General features: G+C 43.3%; 12 protein-coding genes and 1 pseudogene. 6 read left to right on the top strand and 7 right to left on the bottom strand.

Annotated features, from left to right (window positions below; translation table 11 throughout):
* Nucleotides 1-22: 22 nt before the first annotated feature.
* Nucleotides 23-978, bottom strand: a pseudogene (locus CWB99_RS22060) (IS110 family transposase).
* Nucleotides 979-1,279: 301 nt separating this feature from the next.
* Here CWB99_RS22060 and CWB99_RS22055 point away from each other — a divergent pair.
* A complete protein-coding gene (locus tag CWB99_RS22055) occupies nucleotides 1,280-1,789 on the top strand; it encodes a demethoxyubiquinone hydroxylase family protein (protein WP_138551422.1) in 510 nt (169 codons plus the stop codon).
* A 669-nt stretch (nucleotides 1,790-2,458) separates the two neighbouring features.
* On the opposite strand, the gene CWB99_RS22050 is transcribed toward CWB99_RS22055, so the two are convergent.
* The gene (locus CWB99_RS22050; protein WP_138551423.1) at nucleotides 2,459-5,041 is read right to left on the bottom strand and encodes a M1 family metallopeptidase; all 2,583 of its coding nucleotides are present in this window, start codon (nucleotides 5,039-5,041) and stop codon (nucleotides 2,459-2,461) included.
* 346 nt (nucleotides 5,042-5,387) lie between these two features.
* On the opposite strand from CWB99_RS22050, the gene CWB99_RS24255 reads away from it, so the two are divergent.
* The 3 genes from CWB99_RS24255 to CWB99_RS22040 all read left to right on the top strand — a co-directional run bounded on the left by CWB99_RS24255 (nucleotide 5,388) and on the right by CWB99_RS22040 (nucleotide 8,178).
* Nucleotides 5,388-5,549 (top strand): hypothetical protein, encoded by a 162-nt coding sequence (locus CWB99_RS24255; RefSeq protein ID WP_171045430.1) that lies wholly within the window; start codon nucleotides 5,388-5,390, stop codon nucleotides 5,547-5,549.
* A 611-nt stretch (nucleotides 5,550-6,160) separates the two neighbouring features.
* Nucleotides 6,161-6,925, top strand: coding sequence for a hypothetical protein (locus tag CWB99_RS22045; RefSeq protein ID WP_138551424.1), 765 nt, complete (start codon nucleotides 6,161-6,163; stop codon nucleotides 6,923-6,925).
* 965 nt (nucleotides 6,926-7,890) lie between these two features.
* Nucleotides 7,891-8,178: a hypothetical protein gene (locus CWB99_RS22040; protein WP_138551425.1), complete on the top strand. Its 288-nt coding sequence runs from the start codon at nucleotides 7,891-7,893 to the stop codon at nucleotides 8,176-8,178.
* A 73-nt stretch (nucleotides 8,179-8,251) separates the two neighbouring features.
* Here CWB99_RS22040 and CWB99_RS22035 read toward each other — a convergent pair whose 3' ends face one another.
* Both CWB99_RS22035 and CWB99_RS22030 read right to left on the bottom strand, forming a co-directional pair.
* Entirely contained in the window at nucleotides 8,252-9,238 is a 987-nt protein-coding gene (locus CWB99_RS22035) for a GGDEF domain-containing protein (RefSeq protein WP_138551426.1), read from the bottom strand.
* A 30-nt stretch (nucleotides 9,239-9,268) separates the two neighbouring features.
* Complete coding sequence (locus CWB99_RS22030; RefSeq protein WP_138551427.1) at nucleotides 9,269-10,354, bottom strand: 5-methyltetrahydropteroyltriglutamate--homocysteine methyltransferase; 1,086 nt, start codon at nucleotides 10,352-10,354, stop codon at nucleotides 9,269-9,271.
* A 485-nt stretch (nucleotides 10,355-10,839) separates the two neighbouring features.
* On the opposite strand from CWB99_RS22030, the gene CWB99_RS22025 reads away from it, so the two are divergent.
* Nucleotides 10,840-13,344, top strand: a complete 2,505-nt coding sequence (locus CWB99_RS22025; RefSeq protein ID WP_138551428.1) for a GH92 family glycosyl hydrolase — start codon at nucleotides 10,840-10,842, stop codon at nucleotides 13,342-13,344.
* Nucleotides 13,345-13,482: 138 nt separating this feature from the next.
* On the opposite strand, the gene CWB99_RS22020 is transcribed toward CWB99_RS22025, so the two are convergent.
* From CWB99_RS22020 to CWB99_RS22010, 3 genes are all read right to left on the bottom strand, one after another.
* Nucleotides 13,483-13,938, bottom strand: coding sequence for a hypothetical protein (locus tag CWB99_RS22020; RefSeq protein ID WP_138551429.1), 456 nt, complete (start codon nucleotides 13,936-13,938; stop codon nucleotides 13,483-13,485).
* Nucleotides 13,939-14,291: 353 nt separating this feature from the next.
* Nucleotides 14,292-15,371 carry an esterase-like activity of phytase family protein gene (locus tag CWB99_RS22015; RefSeq protein ID WP_138551430.1) on the bottom strand — a complete coding sequence of 360 codons (1,080 nt, stop codon included), beginning with the start codon at nucleotides 15,369-15,371 and terminating at the stop codon, nucleotides 14,292-14,294.
* 356 nt (nucleotides 15,372-15,727) lie between these two features.
* Nucleotides 15,728-16,855: an alpha/beta hydrolase gene (locus CWB99_RS22010; RefSeq protein WP_138551431.1), complete on the bottom strand. Its 1,128-nt coding sequence runs from the start codon at nucleotides 16,853-16,855 to the stop codon at nucleotides 15,728-15,730.
* 164 nt (nucleotides 16,856-17,019) lie between these two features.
* Between CWB99_RS22010 and CWB99_RS22005 the strand changes: the two genes are divergently transcribed.
* Nucleotides 17,020-17,703: a response regulator gene (locus CWB99_RS22005; RefSeq protein WP_283235361.1), complete on the top strand. Its 684-nt coding sequence runs from the start codon at nucleotides 17,020-17,022 to the stop codon at nucleotides 17,701-17,703.
* The last annotated feature ends 6 nt before the right edge of the window (nucleotides 17,704-17,709 follow it).

Below are 17,709 nucleotides of genomic sequence, written 5' to 3'. Positions count from 1 at the left end.
CAAGAGACTATGGCGTCAATAACTAAATTTCAGCAATTGGCGCTTCCCAGATTGTTCTGTCTCTGAGGATCGAGTTCAAGGTAACGACCATCTTTCTAACACAGGCAATTAAGGCCACTTTTTCGGTTTTCCTGATGTGACCAGCTTTTGATATTGCGCCTTGAAAACAGGGTTGGATTGGATGGCTGACATCATAGCCATATATAAAACAGTCCTAACCTGGTGGCGGCCACCTTGTATTTTTCGCATCCCTTTGAAACGGCCGCTTTCGCGATTAACTGGCGCGACACCAACCAGTGCAGAGGCTTGTTTGTTGGTCATGTAACCGAGTTCAGGCAAGTTACTGATGATAGAGGCTGCGGCGATTTTCCCGATCCCTTTCATACTTTGTAATAGAGAGTTCTTTGCCTGATACTCAGGGCATGATTCGATCAGTTTGATGATTTTATTTTCAATTTTTTGGATCTGATTTTTGAAGGCGGTTAGGATCGGTTTTATTGTCATCGCCAGCTCTTTGGGCAAAATATGTAGCCTGTTTTTTTCCATGGTTTGCATGACAAGCAGTTGGTTTCTTCTTGCGACCAAATCGCTCATAAGCCGCATAGATTCGGGCTTTAGCTTAGATAGAGGCGGCTTGATTGTTGCGCCGTAGTGTGCAATCAGCTTGGCGTCTAGTTTATCGGTTTTGGCTCGTTGGCCGATTGCACCGGCGAAGCGTTTCACATGAATGGGGTTGGCAATAACGAACGGTAAACTTGCTTTGGAGCATGCAAGAGTGAATGGCATCTCGAGCCTGCCTGTGGCCTCAATAACGATACGTTTAGGCTTGTACGGCTTTATATTTTGAATCGCATCACGGATCCCTTGCTCGTCATTTTTGACAGTGAAGTGAATATCTAAAGGTCGTATATAAATATCGAGCTGAAACTTGGCGGTATCGACACCAATGTTGATGCTTTGATTTGTTTTCGTATTCATATAAGCTAACTCATGTTTGCAAAATGTGGGCTCGAGGCCCAGTAGACCATTCGAGTGTGGTGCATGGAGCCTTTTACAGCGTTCATTCTTGTTACCGGTCTCTCAATAGAGGAGCCAACATTCAATCGAACTACTGTAAGAGAAGGCTTTAGTTGCAGCTAAAGCCTGGGTCTCACTTTACCCTAAATCGGTAAAACTAATAAATTTGATGGGTCTATTATCCATACAAGCACATCAATTGGGGCGCTCGCGAGCTTGCGCCTAATACGCGGGTGTAATATGTCGTTACCAGTACAATAATATGATCGAAGTTGAGCGAATTCTTAGAGTGGACCATGCAGGTGAATTTGGGGCAATTAATATATATCGCTCCCAGCTGTTTGTTGCTCGCTATTTATACAAGGATATTGTTCCTAAACTTGAAGAAATGCTGGGCCATGAAAAGAAGCATTTTAATACCTTTGATCGCATCCTTAAAAGCCGAAATATAAGGCACTGTTACGCCTTGTATTTCTGGGCGTTTGGTGGCATAACTCTGGGGGTTTTAACGGCTTTGGCAGGTAGAAAAGCGATTTGGGTGTGCACTGATTCAATTGAATCGACTGTATTGCATCATTTGGATTGGCAATTGGACTTTTTATCTCAGCATGACACAGAGGCTTATGATGCGGTCATGAGCATTAAAGCTGATGAAGAAGAACATCAAGACTTTGGTCAAACTCATGGTTCTAAGTCATTTGTTTATAAACCTATATTCTGGGTGGTTCGACAATCCACCGAGTTTGCAATTTGGCTGAGTACTAAGCTATAAACATGCAAAGAAACAATGAAAGCTCACCGGTAATAAATACTGGCTGGACGCCCAATACTCCGGCTGCTTTGTGTTGGACTCTCTTTGTTGATGCGTTGAACAGAGTTGCGAGTACAGCCATCTAAAACAGCCAAGAGAAGCTGATCAGTAAGGTACACAAATTTGGGATTGAGCCTAGTCGATCTATTCTGGCGTACATGAAAGCGGTAAATAGCAAGCCGAATGTTAAGCATAGCGGTGTTACCTAGCAGTCGGTCCATACGTTTAATGTTGTGTTTGCAACAACAGGGCCCTTCATATTTCGACCGAGTTCTGTAAGAGAGAGTTGACTGCTATTGAGCAAAGTTTCAGTTACCAGCATTAAGGAATTAAGATGCCGGGCATGAATTTATGGGCCGTTTTTTTGAGCATATCGTGTAGGATGGTGGGATCGCAGTATATGGGGGAGTTACAACATGGTTTTTCACTTACTGACAAATGTAAAGTTTTAGACAAGCCATGGGAAAGTAACCGTGATAAGTTTGAGCGTTGGAGCAAGAGCTCTGGTTCTAAAAACCTTTGGCAAAGGGCGGGTCGTTGTAAATGTACGTTGTTGCGATTCAATAAAACTAGGCGGGATTGTAATCAAAAGTGAGTAACAGGGGGACTCCCTATTACTCAAAATGATGTTTATAGTTGTTTCAAGAAACGTTCAGCTGAGGCAAGCTCTCTTTTTTGTAAAGATAAGCAAGTGTTTAATCTGAGTTCTGCTGCGGGTAAGCTTTTGCCCAACCCTGGGAATGATTCTACTTTTGCTTCATAGAATGACTTAATATCTTTTAAGCTTTTCTCGTGGCATTTTGGCATTGAAATATAGGGAAGGTATGAAACCACAAAAGGCGGAACACGTTTTGCAACTTGCTCAAAGTTTTCAAAAATCCACTGGTTCATCTTTGCTTTTCGCTCTGGGCGATAAGCTAATCCTAGCAGTACCGTAGGTGTATCCGACGCCGTTAATTTATCAGTTAACAAGTAGCTTTGTACTTGAGACTGAAGATCCTGTTGATTAAAGTAACCTAGGGCCGATAGTAATTTTACACGAACACTGGGAGTGGCTGTTTGTTCAATCTTTGATTTAAATTGGTCGAGTAGTGCCTGATCGCCATAGTAAGCCGCAACTTCAAGGTAAGTGTCTATTAAAAAAGGATCTACTTTGCTGGGATCTTTGAAGAACTGAGCTGTTTGCTTTTGTGCTTCAGCGATGATGTTAGTATCTTGTACTTCAAAAGCAGCCAATTTGAATACTATTGCTCTTAACTCGGAAACAGTGTCGGACTCCCCAACTTGTTTTTCAAAGCCATATCGCTCGATTGCATCAGATACTTTTTGAGAAATTAAAGACCGCCACAGAGATTGATTTTTCTCTGTCTCGAAGGTGTGCATATTATTTACAATCTCTTTCAACGCATTAGCGGCAACTTTCGGATGGTCATCATTAGTGAATGTGTTGAGAGAAGCAAGTAGGGTAAAGGCATTAATTTTATCTGCATCCATAAGTTGCTTGGTTGTTTCTATCAAAGAAAGCTTCTCACGTGTATTCAATGCTTTATCTGCATGTGTCAATACAGCTTGATACTGTGTTTCTGGCATGGACCATAAGTAGTAGCCAATTGCATTGTCATTGGGGTACACCCAGGTAGGTTCAAAATCGAGTGTAACCGATTGAGTTTGCTTAGTTAACAGCAGTTTTTTGGTGGCTACATTCCCGTTATTGTCACCATACTTGATAGAGACCGGAACTTTCCAAAGCTGCTCTTTAGCTTGTTGACCTGTAGGTAAAAATCGAGTCTGACTCAGAGTGATAGTTTTGCCAGATTGAGTAAAATCGATTAAAGGAAAGGAAGATTGAGAGACAAAAGAGTCTAAGACACCCGGGACATCCTTTTTAGAGACAGCCTCAAGTTCAGACCATAAATTTTTTGCTTCTGCATTTTTATAGGCATATTTTTTTACGTAATTGCGCATGCCTTGCTGGAAGACTTCATGGCCTATCCATTCTTCAACCATAGTGAGTACGGCACTGCCTTTAGAGTAAGCAAGACCTAGCCCATCCATAATATCATCTGAGTTGTTTATAGGCTTACGAATAGGCTTTGTGGTGACCATGGCATCTCTGAGCATGGCATTATGTTGCGGAAGCCGTAAATCACGTTCTAGCTCAGGGTACAATTTAGTGACCATTTTCCCACCAATCCAAGTTGCGAATGCTTCATTCAGCCACATGTCATTCCACCATTTCAAGGTCACCAGGTTACCGTACCATTGGTGCGCTAGTTCATGTGCAATAACGTATAAATGTGTATCGAACTCATCGCGAGATTGTGTAATGGGATCAACAAGTAGAATTTCTTCGCGGTAGGTGATTAACCCTGCGTTTTCCATTGCACCATAAGGAAATTCTGGTAAAGCGACTTGATCTAGCTTTTTATACGCATAAGGAATGTCAAAGTACTGCTCTAGTGCTTGAAGGATTTTGGGCGTTTCTTTAACCGCAGAGTCAGCAATGCCAATTTTTCCGTGTGGCGTCACAATATTGCCCGGAACCGACATTTTTTCAACGGGTATTTCCTCAAAAGGTCCTACAGCCAGCGCAACTAAATAAGATGACAGGGGAGGAGTTTTATCAAAGTAGTGTGTTGTTTTCCCATCATTTGAACTGGTCTTAATCACAGGGGTATTAGCATAAACTTTTTGTGAAGAAGGAGCGGTAATGGTGAGCTGAAAAGGGATCTTAAATTCAGGCTCATCAAATACGGGGAAAGCACGTCTTGCGTCACTCATTTGGAATTGTGTAAAGAGGTAGGGTACGCCTCTATCTATTGACTTATAAAGACCAACGCTTTGGCGATTATAAGGTGCATCGAATGCAATTTTTAGGCTGTATTCCCCTTTTGGGATCAGTGTGTCGCAAGCGAGTTTAACTTTGCCAGTCTTCAACATCGTATCTTTTAGATCACATTGCTTGTCGCCGAGTAGTTTGGCAAATTCAATGGCGTAATCGAGCCCATTTAATTCAATAAATTGAGTATCTTCGACAACTTGAATATCAATGACGGTTTGCCCTGAAAAACGCTCTTTAGCGGGGTCTACATCTAAACTCACATGTTGTTGTATTGGTTTGGCAACCTTGGCCAATCGGTAGTCTTCACTCATATTGGCTGAAGCAGTAAGAGAAAGAAAAATAGCAGTAGATAAAAGAGTGCGCTTAAACATAAATTGTCCTTTTTATTTTTATTATACCCAATTATCTACACAAGCTGAACGAAGTTAAAAGTCAAATTTTCTGAAGATTTAAAGTAGAGCCACATGCCAAGCGTTTGCTTTCTTTTTATCTTGTTGTTTTGTATTGGTTTTTTCGCTTGCTGTAAGCGGGAGATATGGCGAAGACATAATTATTCTGTAACAGAGCTTTTCAAAATATTTAATTTGAGTGCACATATTGAGCGTCCTTGGATGCTAACGGAAGCACGCAAAGTCATCAGCCGCAGTTATTCGCGCACCTCGGCTCAGTGTCGACCAGCAAGATAGGTATTGCTTTGGCGCCACAAATCAGGCGCGCATGGAAGCGGTAAACAGCAAGCCGATCATGATGCATAGAGGTTTTGCCAAGCTGTCAGCCTATACGCTTAATGTGGTGCTTTGCAGTGACAGAGTCCTTCCTATTTCGGCTAAGCTCAGTAAGGGAAAGTTGCTTGCTGTCGAGCAAAGCTTTGGTTGCTAGCGTTAATGAGTCAATACGCCGGGCATGAGTTTGGGGGCAGTTTTTTCTGAGCATATCGTGTAGGATAGTGATATTACGCATGGTGTTGTTATCGCTTTGGTTTTTGGCGAAATAAATTAGATCAAACAATGCTGTACGTATCCATCACATTGTTTTTAATTATGAATATCTGGAGACTCAGATAGGGGCGCTATATGCAAAGGGAGATTCAGTGAAACAATCATGCCTTTCATTTATCTTTTTACTATTTTTAAGTAGTTGTACTTATTCAACCTTACATTATTTTCCGTCCATAGAGGGAGTTGTTACTTTAAATGGCAAGCCCTTAGAAAATGTGGTGGTTGAAAATCTATCAACCCGAGACTTCTCTGAACAGTCTCCACATTCATATGCAAAAGCCGATAAATACAAAACGGATAAGTACGGTAACTTTTCAGGTATTAGGAAACAATGAACTAGCGTATCACTACACTGGTGTATGTGCTTATAAAAAACCACTCAAACAGGGCAAATAAATTTTGATTTTTGCTCATTATTCACTTGTTTTAGCCAAACTATTATTTGCCTCTAAACGGGGGCTCAGATAATAGTGTTAGGACTTTAGGGGGCTCATGAAATATTTACTGACTTTACTGCTATTACCAACTATTGTTTTAGCAGAGGACTGCTCTGGAATTAATAGTTGTAATTACACTTCTATGTGGTCACAGTTTTCAAAGTTTGAAGTGACTTATTCAAGAACCAAAGAAGAAACGGGGACTACCTTCGAATACTTTATTGACAACGATGAATCTTTAATGACCTTTGAGACAAAAAATGGACGAGCCCATATCTACACAATTCCTAAAGTAGCAACTCTTTGGAAGGGTATGGGTGAAACAGGTATAAAGAGCACAAAGGAATGCCGAGCTATAGTTAAAGATACGCATGCAATTATTGAAAGTTATGCCGTTAGGCCTTTATTTTTTCTCGGTTTTGGGACCAAGCTTGGTCCTAAACAGCTTGGGAAAGAAAAAATAATTGAAATCTCAAGCAATGAGGATACAAGAGTTCAAATAAATCCAGGCGATCATATGGTCATCGGAGGACCATGGAAGCTAGAAGGGATGGTATTAAATGATGAGGCTATTAAATACAGAGTTTTCCATGAATACAAAGGGAAAAATGGCAAGAAATCAAGTTTATATCTAAAAGGTAAATGGGATAACAAACCACACCCTATACCTGTAGATGCAGAAGAGTCACTAGATGGATGGCTTGTATGTATTTGGGGGAGCTACTCTGACAAAGATGGTAAAAGTGTTTTTACTCCTAAATTCAGTGATACTGAAAACTTAACGACTATCTCGGATTTACAAGCCCTAGTAAAGCCTTAAAGTCGGATTCGTAACAGTCGACTCGGCTTCGCTGGTGTGTCCATATTGCCTTGTAAAATATTCACATTTCACATTGGCTGGTAAGTGGTATTCTGTAAATGTGTTCAAGTAAGTGTAGGGGATGAATGGAGCCTGAAAATGAAGAGCATAAAGCCGCACTCGTGATCAGCAAGGCTACAGTTTTATGTGTTTTATGTGTTTTATATTTTGCAGTGTATTTCTTTTCTGAGAAAGTTACCGTCTACTTTCACGATAGCTTTAATCATTCTACTTTCTTTATAGTGTGTTTTATTAAGCTAACTTTTTTATACAAAATTATTGGAGCACCTTTATTTTTTAGGAGGAAGAATAAACTCTATTCACTTGCGTTGTATTCATGTTTGGGCTATCGATAATTAGCAGTGTACATTCAAAACTGCACCTTTAAAGGGCAATGAAAGCTTACTCCCAAAGGCGCAGGTGATTAGGCTAAAAACCTAAGCGTTATTGATAATCGGTGATTATTATCTAGGAACACAACCGTGCCAGGTGCCATCTGTCCAGCAAATAGCTGGGTTTGTTGGCATGCATTTTGGGTAAATAGAGACTTCTGCACCACCTGCAACTTGCGGCGTTGCCTAGTTTGCAAGTTGATTGCTTTTATTCAGTGTTTTTAGCTTTTTCTTTTTCAGTTGTACTTTCATTTTATATTTCCTTATTCTGTATACATTATTGGTAATCTATAGATAGAGCTCTGATCACAGCTCACGCGTTAACATGTGCTTAATAAAAATCAGTGCTTGGCTTCACCCTACCTAATTTGTGTAATAATTTAAAGCCGTTTTTTTGAGTAATCGAGATCACCTGATGTAAGTGCTGATACTATGAGTAACCATAATGATCACAACTAAACTATATAGACTTTTCCAAATATGTATATTGGGCGGTAATAAGTGGCTTTAGGAGTGAGTAATTAAGGAAGTAGCATGTTAGCACTAGTTCGGGTTATGGGTTGGACTAATTTTGCCGTTTTGGTATTTAGCCTAATGACTGCAAAGGGAGCTGGCTTTTTTCCAGTCGCATTTGTTTATCTGTCTTTTACGGTATGTTGCTTAGGCATGGTGATATACCATTGCTTTTTTGACAGCCTGTTCAATACATCGAATAAAAAAGAGGCCATTATTTACTTTGTGCCTTATCGACTGGGCATTATCATTTTCGTAATTGTCTATGTAATAATGGGCACTGTTATGTTGTATGACCAACTCTTTTGACATCATCAGTTTGCGCCAAAATAGGGCCAGGGGCGTCTTGGTGTAAGGGAATGACACTCGCTTGCTCAGCGATTCAACATATCACTCGCACACAATTGCGGCCTGCTTTTTTGGCCTCATAGAGTGCCATATCGATGCGCTTTAGCATCTCTGGCAGATCCTGAGCGCTGTGCAAACTACCTACGCCAAAACTTGCTGTAATTGAGTGCTCACAAGATAACTGAATGTGCTCGATTGCCTGACGAATTCGCTCGGCAACCACCTCTGCGTCATCAAGGGCTGTATTAGGACACAGAATAAGAAATTCTTCTCCGCCCCAGCGAGATGCGATATCACTTAATCTCAGGCTGTTTTGAATTGCCTCAGATACACGTACCAGCACTTCGTCTCCAACATGGTGGCCAAACCGATCATTGACTTGTTTAAAGTTGTCTAAATCCAGCAGGATGCCGCTAAGAGGAAGGCCGTTATCCATACAGATGGCGGCCTCTTCAGTGAGTGCCTGATTCATTTTTCTTCTGTTGTACAGGCAGGTAAGATCATCTTTATTTGACAGCATCTCTAACTGTGCAGCTCTTTCTTTATCCTGTGTGATGTCCTGCACTAGGCCAATTGAATCCAGAGGTTGACCAATGCCATTTAGGTGTGTTTCACAGTGGTGACGTACATGAATAAGCGAGCCGTCTAAGCGAGTGATAGTGTGTTCAAAATTCATTGCACTGCCGCCCATAAACACATCCTGTAATGACTGTTTCAGTCCCAGTTCGTTATGTGGGTCTAATGCAGTGATAAACGCACTCCACGGCATGCTTTTTCTAATGGGTATGTCTAACATGGTGCTGAGTTTTTCACTCAGCTTTACGTGATAAGTTAAGTGGTTCAGACGCCAAGTGCCTACGTTTGCGATCTTTTGAATATCGACCAGCGCTTTTTTGTCGTATTCGCTGTCGCGCAGAATTTGTTGCAGACGGTTGTTTTCTAATTCCAACGCCAATAATTCATCTTCCAGTCTGGAGATGCGTTCTTCATCATCCGATGAGGGTGGTGGTACTGAGCTCATATCCGAACCATCGATTAAGCCAGGTGATTGCTAAGTAATTACATTGAGCTGATCTTCGGCCAGCTTTGTCCCAACAAGGCGGGACCTAATTTTATTGTAGACTAACTCTCTGGTGGTGGAGCTGTCATCTGCAAATGGCGAAAAGCCACAATCGTCGCAGGTACCAAGCTGCGAAATGGGAATAAACTCAGTGGCCAGTAATACCAAGTCTCTGACCGATTCTGGGCTTTCTAGCTCAGTACTATTTGGGTTGATCACGCCGATAAAAACGCGCTGGAAGGGCTTAAGGATACGACTAATGAGCTTAAGCGTTTTTTTGGGGTTTGTTTCACCTCTGAGTGCGACGTAAAAATTACCAGCATTAATTTCAAACAGAGTCGGTAATAGATATTTATAGTCGATGTCGGCACTGTGTGTTGAGTCAATGTCGGCACCAGGGCAGGTATGGATACCGATACGTTGCCTTTCTTCGTCACTAAAGTGAGACAGGCATTTGTTGATAAGCTCGACAAAAGACTTGAGCGTCTGGCCAGACGGATCTAGCTTTAACGAAAGTCGTGCCTCGGTGAAGTCGAGCTGCACCTTATGTGCACCCAGGTCAAGGCAACGCCTTACTTCGCCGACGTGCTCGTTGACTAGGTCGGTAACAAACCGCTCATGATCGTAACCGTCAATTCCCTGAGGTGGATACACTAAGCTCAGCATTGAAGGAGAGATAACAGCTTGTTTGACAGGGACATTTGCATGTTTGAGCGCAAAAGCAAGAAATTCGTCAGCGGTGTGCTCATAGCGAAATGGTGCTACCTTAAGGTGTGGTGCAAACACTCGGGTGTGACCGTCATTAAAATCCACCAATAAGCCCTGATCTGAATAGCTGAGAGAGTTATGCAGGCAATAATGCGCGAAGCCATCAAATTTTCGTTGCTCGCCATCACTCACTACCTCACAGCCCAGACTTTCTAATTCACGGATCACCTGGTACGTTTCTCGCTCTGCAATGTCGTTAAGGTGCGCGTAGCTAATGTTTCCAAGTTTGTAGTTTTTATAGGCGTCTATTAGGCACGGGTTTCTGGGAATAGAGCCTATTTGTTCACTAGGAATGCGGATCCCTGACATAGTAATCTACCTTATTGTGTTGTTAGTTTTCAGTTATACAAACTGATCGAACGCGCGTCGTTAAGGCTCGTGCTTATCGCGTGTTAATATTGGCTAAATGATAAGCACTTAACTGAGTATAGGTCGATATGAATTTAAGGGCACTGTAATTGCAAGGAAAGTGAGTTAATAAATAGCTGAGATGCATTTTAAAGTTAGGCTTCTGAGTAAGCTGGTAATGTTAGGGTGTTGTGATCCAAATCAGAAATACGCTCTCAATATGCAGTTCACAGGTCATCAAATCTTATGCATTGAAAGTGGGGCACATATTCAAAATGTATTTTTCTATTCTAACTAGGTTGCTTGCAAAGTGCGGGTTATCGCTAATAACCTTCAAACCAGCGCATTAAATTTGTACAAATACCTAAAATGGTGGCAGTGTATCCGCCATGTGAGCAATACTAAAAACAAGAAATTGGAACGATCCATTTTAGTGGGAATCAGTTATGAATCAAAATAAACCGGTCAGGCATCTGGCCCTGGCAGCTCTCGCGTCGGCTGTTCTGGTGGCGTGTGGTCAAGCGCCCAATGCAGCAAACAAAAATGCAAAACAGAGCATAAACATGCAATCAAATTACGTGTCCGATGTTGTGTCATATGTCGATCCTTTGATAGGAACTAAGGGCCCGTTTAATCACAGACAGGCCGGCAATGTCTCTCCAGGCGCTTTGGTCCCATTCGGTATGTTTAACTTTGGCCCTGAGCATGCCTATACGGAAGATTTGTTGGCGGAGTCGGAAGGGATCTCGAAAAAAATTCTGGAAGAAAAGAAGCGTGTGCCCGTTTCTCCCGGTGGCTATAACTATCAGGCAAGTCGTGTAAAAGGGTTCTCGTTTACCCGTTTATCTGGTACCGGGTGTCTGGGTGCATCCGGCGATATTCCCGTTATGCCTTTCACCAAAGATATGACTTTTTCTCCCGCGACTGATCCGATTAACGCGTACTATAGTGCTGGCTTTAGTCATGAAAATGAAACGGCGACGCCAGGTTACTATCAGGTTGGGCTGGATAATGGGGTGAACGTAGAGCTTGCAGCGACAACCCGTACAGGTATCGCGAATTTCACATTTAAGCAGGCTGACAACGCCAAACTGCTATTCAGAACGGCTTACTCTCAGCTCGGTAGTGGCGATGCTTATGTAAAGGTTAACGCCAGTAAAGGCGAAATTACCGGGTATGTCACTTCTGGCAACTTTTGTGGTTATTTGGGGGAGTATAATCGCAGAGATTATTACACCCTGCACTTTGTTGCCAAGCTGGATAAACCTATTTCAGGCTCTGGCGCGTGGAAAGACGCGGAGGTTTTTGCTGGGCAGAGTTCCTCACAAGGAGGAATGGGGTACGGTGACAATGGCTGGCCAGATATAGGAAAAGGGTCGGGGGTCTGGGTCGATCTCGATATAAACTCGGGAGAAACGGTACAGATGCGTGTCGGCATTTCATACGTGAGCCTGGACAATGCACGAGAAAACCTGCAAAAAGAGCAGTCAGAACAGAGTTTTGCTCAAGTGCGTCAAAATGCGCAAAACGCTTGGGAAGAGGAGCTTTCCAAAGTGAGAGTTGAGTCTGACGACACCAGCAAGCTGAGCGTATTTTACACGGCCTTGTATCACAGTTTATATCATCCCAATGTTTTTTCAGACGTAAACGGCCAGTACATGGGGTTTGATCAGCAGGTGCACTCCGTCCAGGGGAACCAGGCTCAGCAATACGCCAATTTTTCAGGGTGGGACGTCTATCGCTCTCAATTACAGCTAGTGACTTTGTTAGACAAAAAGCGTGGCAGTGATATCGCTCAGTCGCTATTTAATCAGGCAAATCAGTTTAACGGTGTATGGGATCGCTGGACCCACAACGCCGGACCAACGGGGGTGATGAGCGGCGATCCATCAACCATCGCGATTGCCAATTTTGTGGCATTTGGTGCGAATGATTTTGATGTCGCCGGCGCATATGACTCGTTATACAAAGCCGCGACTGAGCCGACTGAGTTTGACTTGTCTGATGTTGGCTGCCCGGTATTTTGTCGTGGTCAAAAGCCTTCTCTAGATCAGTGGCAACAGTTGGGCTATATATCGGATCAATCAAACAGCTGGGAAGGCGCTTCGGAAACGCTAGAGCAAGCATCTAGCTACTTTTCTTTGTCGCAATTAGCTGCACGTCTGGGTAAGCACCAGGATGCGTCTCGTTTTGCAAACGAAGCAGGATTTTGGCGCAATATTTACAACCCGGCTGCAACTGAGTCACTGGGCTATATTCAGGGGCGCAATAAAGACGGTAGCTGGAAAGGAGACTTTGATCCTTTCTCGGGCCACTTGTTTGTAGAGGGCAGTCCGGCTCAATACCTGTGGATGATCCCGCATGATGGTGCAGGGCTTGCGAAAGTCTTGGGCGGTGAACAGGCGATGAGCCAGCGGCTTGATAGTCACTTCCGCAAGCCTGACGGTACCTGGGTCCTGTATCGCGATTCAGCTGAGTTCTCCGATGTATCTAACCAACCATCGATTTTGTCTCCCTGGATGTATCTGCATACTGGCGAGGCATACAAAACACAGCAGACTGTGCGTCAAACAATGAAGGATCTATGGTTGGATACACCTGATGGTATTCCCGGGCAGGATGATCTGGGCCAGATGTCTTCCTGGTACGTATTCAGCAGCCTGGGGTTATATCCTAAATATCCGGGCCGTGCGGATCTGGTATTGTCTAGCCCACAGTTTAAAAAGGCGAAAATAGGCAATTTAACATTGAATGCTCCGCAGGCTTCGGGCGAGCATATTTACATTGATACTTTGAAAGTAAACGGAAAAGCGACGTTGAATAGCTGGATTGATGAGTCCTATATCAACACGCCTGTGACACTGGACTTTACTTTGAGTGATACGCCAAACAAAGCATTTGGACAGGCACCTGACAACAGACCACCAAGTTATGCGCCTTCTATTCGATAAGGACGCAATGGAAGGGAATAGCGACGCAAGGCTAATCCTTTCAGGATGTGTAATATAGTGTTAAAAAAGCCCCGCAGTTAGCTGCGGGGCTTTTTGTTTTTAAAATCAATATTTATAACAATGTTGTTATTCAGAGTATTAGTCGATTAATTGCTCGGATGAAAAAGCCGCTTCAGGTACATCGACGTTGAATGGCTTCAAGATTGGGCCTGAGCCATGCCAGTAAGAACCATAAGCACAGCTGTTCAGGTTTTCCCATGTTCCGTCCTTATATAAGACTCTGGTTGCGCAAGCTTCTGCACTGCCACTGGGCGATGAAGAGTAGTTACTAAAGCGGCAATATTGCCCATTTCTGCAATCCCAACGGCCGCTATGCTGGCTCTGGTAAGTCCAGCTTACTTCGGCCACGGGTTTACTGGTATTGAGTCGAAAAACAACGGAAGAAGCCGTTGAGGTAGTGGGACTGGCACATACCGGGCTGCTCCATTCCTGAGGCGTTGGTGTTCCGCTAATAACACATTCTACGGTCGCGGCCTGGCTTGACAGACTTGTGACACCCAGACCCATAGCGGCGAGTAATAGATAAGCTTTCATAACAATTTCCTTTTATGTGTTTTGTTTATTTACATGGTTCACATATAAGTTACACAAAAGTAGGGGTAAGTCAAGCCTATGGGTACACCCTGAGAAGCGACTGCAAAGTGATCTAAGCTGCAAACCGAATGGCCAGATTCAGTGTTTCATGACGTTTGAGCAACCCAGCCGTCAGACTATGCTTAGCTTTTTGGGCTGAGTCACATTTTCTTTCTTCAGATAGGAGCCGTACATCAGCCAGTGAAGCTGAGCTCAGGCCAAATTCATTTATCGTATCTGCCGTAGCGCTCAGCACTGGTGTGTATAAAGTTCGATCAAGGCTCGCCAAATAACACGACGCTCACCTAATGGACTTAGCGTAGCGGTTGTGCGGTATCAACCTCAAATAATAAAATCTGACTTAGCTGCTTCCCATGCACGTTAAAATTATCATCAGATACCATGAGTAAGCTTCGGTTGCCATTGTCTAGCACTGGCCCAAAGGTCATGCCTTCAAGGTTATCAATGTGTTTGGAGTGCAGTTGATGTTTAATGGTGGCCATATCCAGCAACAAAGTCTTGCTGGCAGGGCGCAAAGGTTGGTTTTTTAATGATGTCATTCGGCTTGTGTCAGTTATGCCTTTTATATCTATAAGGTAGATGCTGACATCATTGCCACCGTCCGCTATGCCTGAAGTATATGAACGTTCCATTGTTAAAAACTGGTGCTCATTAACCTGTAATATCTCAACCAAACCCGTGGTGCGAAATGCATCGGGTTTTGCTTCGGGGCGGTTGACCATGGGCTCAAGATAATAAGCAAACTGCTTTTGCATTTTTTTCGAGGCAAAATCAAAGTAGGAGATACGAACCATGCTGCCTTGCTCAATGCTGGATTCTTCACCGTCTTGTTTCAATGCACCTTCTGCAGACACCCATATTCCCTGACCTGAATGTGCAACCGTTAGGCCTTCAAATACCGCGTTGTGCCTTGGCCCGGAACTTTTGGTTATATCGAACATTGTGGGCAGCTCGAAATTTACCTGACCTTGCCGTGTTTGCATAAAAATTGCGGGGGCGTGTTTGTATTTTACACTTCCTTCGCTGGTCCAGATAATATCGCCGCTGCCAGGAGCAACGCGTAAACTTTCAGGATCAACAACCCCTGAATGGTTTTTTTTATCTACCAGAGGTAAAGACTTTTCGAATTGAACCTGCTCAATCTTCTTGCCGCTAATACCGATATTTGCCTGAAAATACCGCGGTTTTTTAGAGTCATCTGCTATCAGCAAATATTTGCCGTTGGTGTACTCAATGCTGGATAAGCCACCGACCTTATCGCCATCGATCTGCAAATCGGCAGGAACAATCGCCTCGTCGAGATACTTGAGCTGCATATCAGCTGAGTGAGCAAAAGCTGGGGCCAGCATGGCCAGAAATACATAACTGCGCATAATGTCATTACTACAAAAAAACAGAACCAAGCAATATACGCGGCTAATATGAACTTTGCATCACAAAAGGGATAAAAAAGTAGGAAGGTGTGATTGTTCTGCTCATCTGCCGGCCAAATTGTGTATGTAAGTTAGCTCTGAGAGTGTTGAAGCTTTACTGTGTGCTTTTACACAGCATGAAGCGGCGCTGATGGGGGATTTTGTAAAGCACATGACTTTGCAACTCAGACATAGATGGTAACTAAAACGGTAGTTGCATACCTTTGTCAGGCCAGTTGTGTGCCATAAGAGTAATGATACTCACATGGCACAGGTACTCGATGAATCAAGCAAGTGATAGGGTATTTACTTGAGGCTTACTCAATAACGGTAATAAAGTTATATTTGTCAGAATCAGCCTGGGTTATCCAGTGCCCGCCGTTAAATGGCGCTGACTTGAGAGTAAAAATATAAAAGTCGATACCCTGCTGGCCCAGCACCTTGTTAAAATAGGTCGCTTGCTTACGGTGACTTACATCAGTAAAGGGAATGTCTAAAGCCGTTTTTTCACCGTTTCCCCAACTGTGTACGCCAATTTGTTTGTTGCTTTCGATTGCTATTGTGTCACTCGCTTTTTGTAAAATACGCGGATTACCCGCCGCAAAAAGGTCGGTGCCACCTGAAAAAACGGAACCTGTTCGGGTTACATGGGTTGCCATTTTATTATCTTTGATAAGCAGCCCTGTATACATATTAATGTCGTCGTCTGCACTGCCGCCAATGTGGGTTGAAAATGACAGGATCATTTCGGAACCTTCAAAGCGGCTCGTAATGTCTTTCATTTGCAAGTATGTTGTCACGCCGAGTGTTGCGTTAATACGCTCTTTACTGCCATCATTGTTAAGTATTTCACGAAAGAACTCGTTGAATGCAAAAGTGGTGTTGATTGTGACTTTGTTGTCTTTATTGCTAGCTGTCAGCTCGGTGTTACCAATGCTGCTTATGTGTTTGAGTGCGTCAGTCTGGAATTCGACTTGAATGTTAGATTTTCTGTTTTGAGTTGTCGATTGAATCACCGTGCTGTCATCAGAGCTTGTACGAGTAGATTCGCCACATTTAAAAATATCCGTAATGACAGATGGCCGGTAAATCAAACAGTCACCGTCGTCAGCATTACTTAACCACAAGTCTACTGTACTAGCATCTGAACTCTGAAGCTTGATCACCCATTGTCCTTCATCTAACTCTTCAGCGTACTGAACCTGATTGTAAGACTTACCTTCGAAGCTCATTTTAACAGAAGTCAGTATCTGGTTACGTTCAGTGAGCAGAGCCTCCAGCTCAGTATTTGAAAAGGTATGATCTGCTGCTGGTCGTTCTACTTTTGTAGGTGTGACAGATTTGGTTGGTGTAGTCTTTTGACCGGTCGATTTTGATGAACCCGAATTACACCCTGATACAGAGGCTACACAGGCTGCAACGAGCAATAGTTTAAAGGTTTTCATAGTGATATCTCCACGCAAAAGTTTTGTTGAGTGCATGGTAACCGAGTGTGAAGGCGGCTTCAGTCATCAAGATGTACAGGAATGTATTTCGGGCTCTGACAAAGCGCGGGTATACTATTGCCATTAGTAGAATATAAAAATTGGTGACCATGACCCGGCAACATATGTTAATCATCGAAGATGACGAGAAACTTCGAAGACTACTTAGTGAATATTTTATCAATCAGGGGTTTGACGTCACGACTTTAGAAGACGGCAGCCATGCAGTCAGCACTATGTGTGATACACAACCGGACATAGTACTACTCGACTTAATGTTGCCTGTCACCGACGGGCTGACAATATGCAGACAAAGCCGTAATCAGTTTCGGGGTAAGATTTTAATCCTGACAGCAAGTAATGATGACTTTGACCATGTTGCTGGTTTGGAGATTGGCGCTGATGACTATGTGATGAAACCAATTAAACCAAGAGTACTGCTTGCACGTGTTCGTTCCTTGCTTCGCCGACCATGCCACGAAATGGAGGCGGACCCGGAGATTATGCAGCTGGGATTGCTCAGGCTTGAAAATAAGTACAAGCGTTGCGAACTGGACGGCGAGGTTATTCAACTAACCGACAGCGAATTTGATCTACTGTGGATTTTAGCCAGTCATCCAGACCAAGTGATGTCAAGGGATGAGCTGACCAGAGCACTACGTGGTATTGAGTATGATGGCATCGATCGGACGGTAGACAATAAAGTCGTGCGCTTACGCAAGCTGCTCAATGACAGTCAGGAGGCATCAAAGCGGATCCTGACTATAAGAGGCAAAGGCTACTTGTTTGCCAGTACTGCGTGGTCGTAGTAAATA

This window comes from Pseudoalteromonas rubra (assembly GCF_005887095.1).
GTDB classification, from domain to species: Bacteria; Pseudomonadota; Gammaproteobacteria; order Enterobacterales; family Alteromonadaceae; genus Pseudoalteromonas; species Pseudoalteromonas rubra_E.
The sequence above is the reverse complement of the archived record's forward strand: the minus strand, read 5'-3'. Positions and strand labels throughout refer to the sequence as shown.

What these genes read in the sequence shown, in the direction of transcription:
- CWB99_RS22015 (WP_138551430.1), bottom strand. Translation starts at nt 15,371, where the DNA reads ATGCGCAGTTATGTATTTCTGGCCATGCTGGCCCCAGCTTTTGCTCAC.
- CWB99_RS22040 (WP_138551425.1), top strand. Translation starts at nt 7,891, where the DNA reads ATGTTAGCACTAGTTCGGGTTATGGGTTGGACTAATTTTGCCGTTTTG.
- CWB99_RS22045 (WP_138551424.1), top strand. Translation starts at nt 6,161, where the DNA reads ATGAAATATTTACTGACTTTACTGCTATTACCAACTATTGTTTTAGCA.
- CWB99_RS22005 (WP_283235361.1), top strand. Translation starts at nt 17,020, where the DNA reads ATGTTAATCATCGAAGATGACGAGAAACTTCGAAGACTACTTAGTGAA.
- CWB99_RS24255 (WP_171045430.1), top strand. Translation starts at nt 5,388, where the DNA reads ATGGAAGCGGTAAACAGCAAGCCGATCATGATGCATAGAGGTTTTGCC.
- CWB99_RS22020 (WP_138551429.1), bottom strand. Translation starts at nt 13,938, where the DNA reads ATGAAAGCTTATCTATTACTCGCCGCTATGGGTCTGGGTGTCACAAGT.
- CWB99_RS22030 (WP_138551427.1), bottom strand. Translation starts at nt 10,354, where the DNA reads ATGTCAGGGATCCGCATTCCTAGTGAACAAATAGGCTCTATTCCCAGA.
- CWB99_RS22035 (WP_138551426.1), bottom strand. Translation starts at nt 9,238, where the DNA reads ATGAGCTCAGTACCACCACCCTCATCGGATGATGAAGAACGCATCTCC.
- CWB99_RS22010 (WP_138551431.1), bottom strand. Translation starts at nt 16,855, where the DNA reads ATGAAAACCTTTAAACTATTGCTCGTTGCAGCCTGTGTAGCCTCTGTA.
- CWB99_RS22055 (WP_138551422.1), top strand. Translation starts at nt 1,280, where the DNA reads ATGATCGAAGTTGAGCGAATTCTTAGAGTGGACCATGCAGGTGAATTT.
- CWB99_RS22050 (WP_138551423.1), bottom strand. Translation starts at nt 5,041, where the DNA reads ATGTTTAAGCGCACTCTTTTATCTACTGCTATTTTTCTTTCTCTTACT.
- CWB99_RS22025 (WP_138551428.1), top strand. Translation starts at nt 10,840, where the DNA reads ATGAATCAAAATAAACCGGTCAGGCATCTGGCCCTGGCAGCTCTCGCG.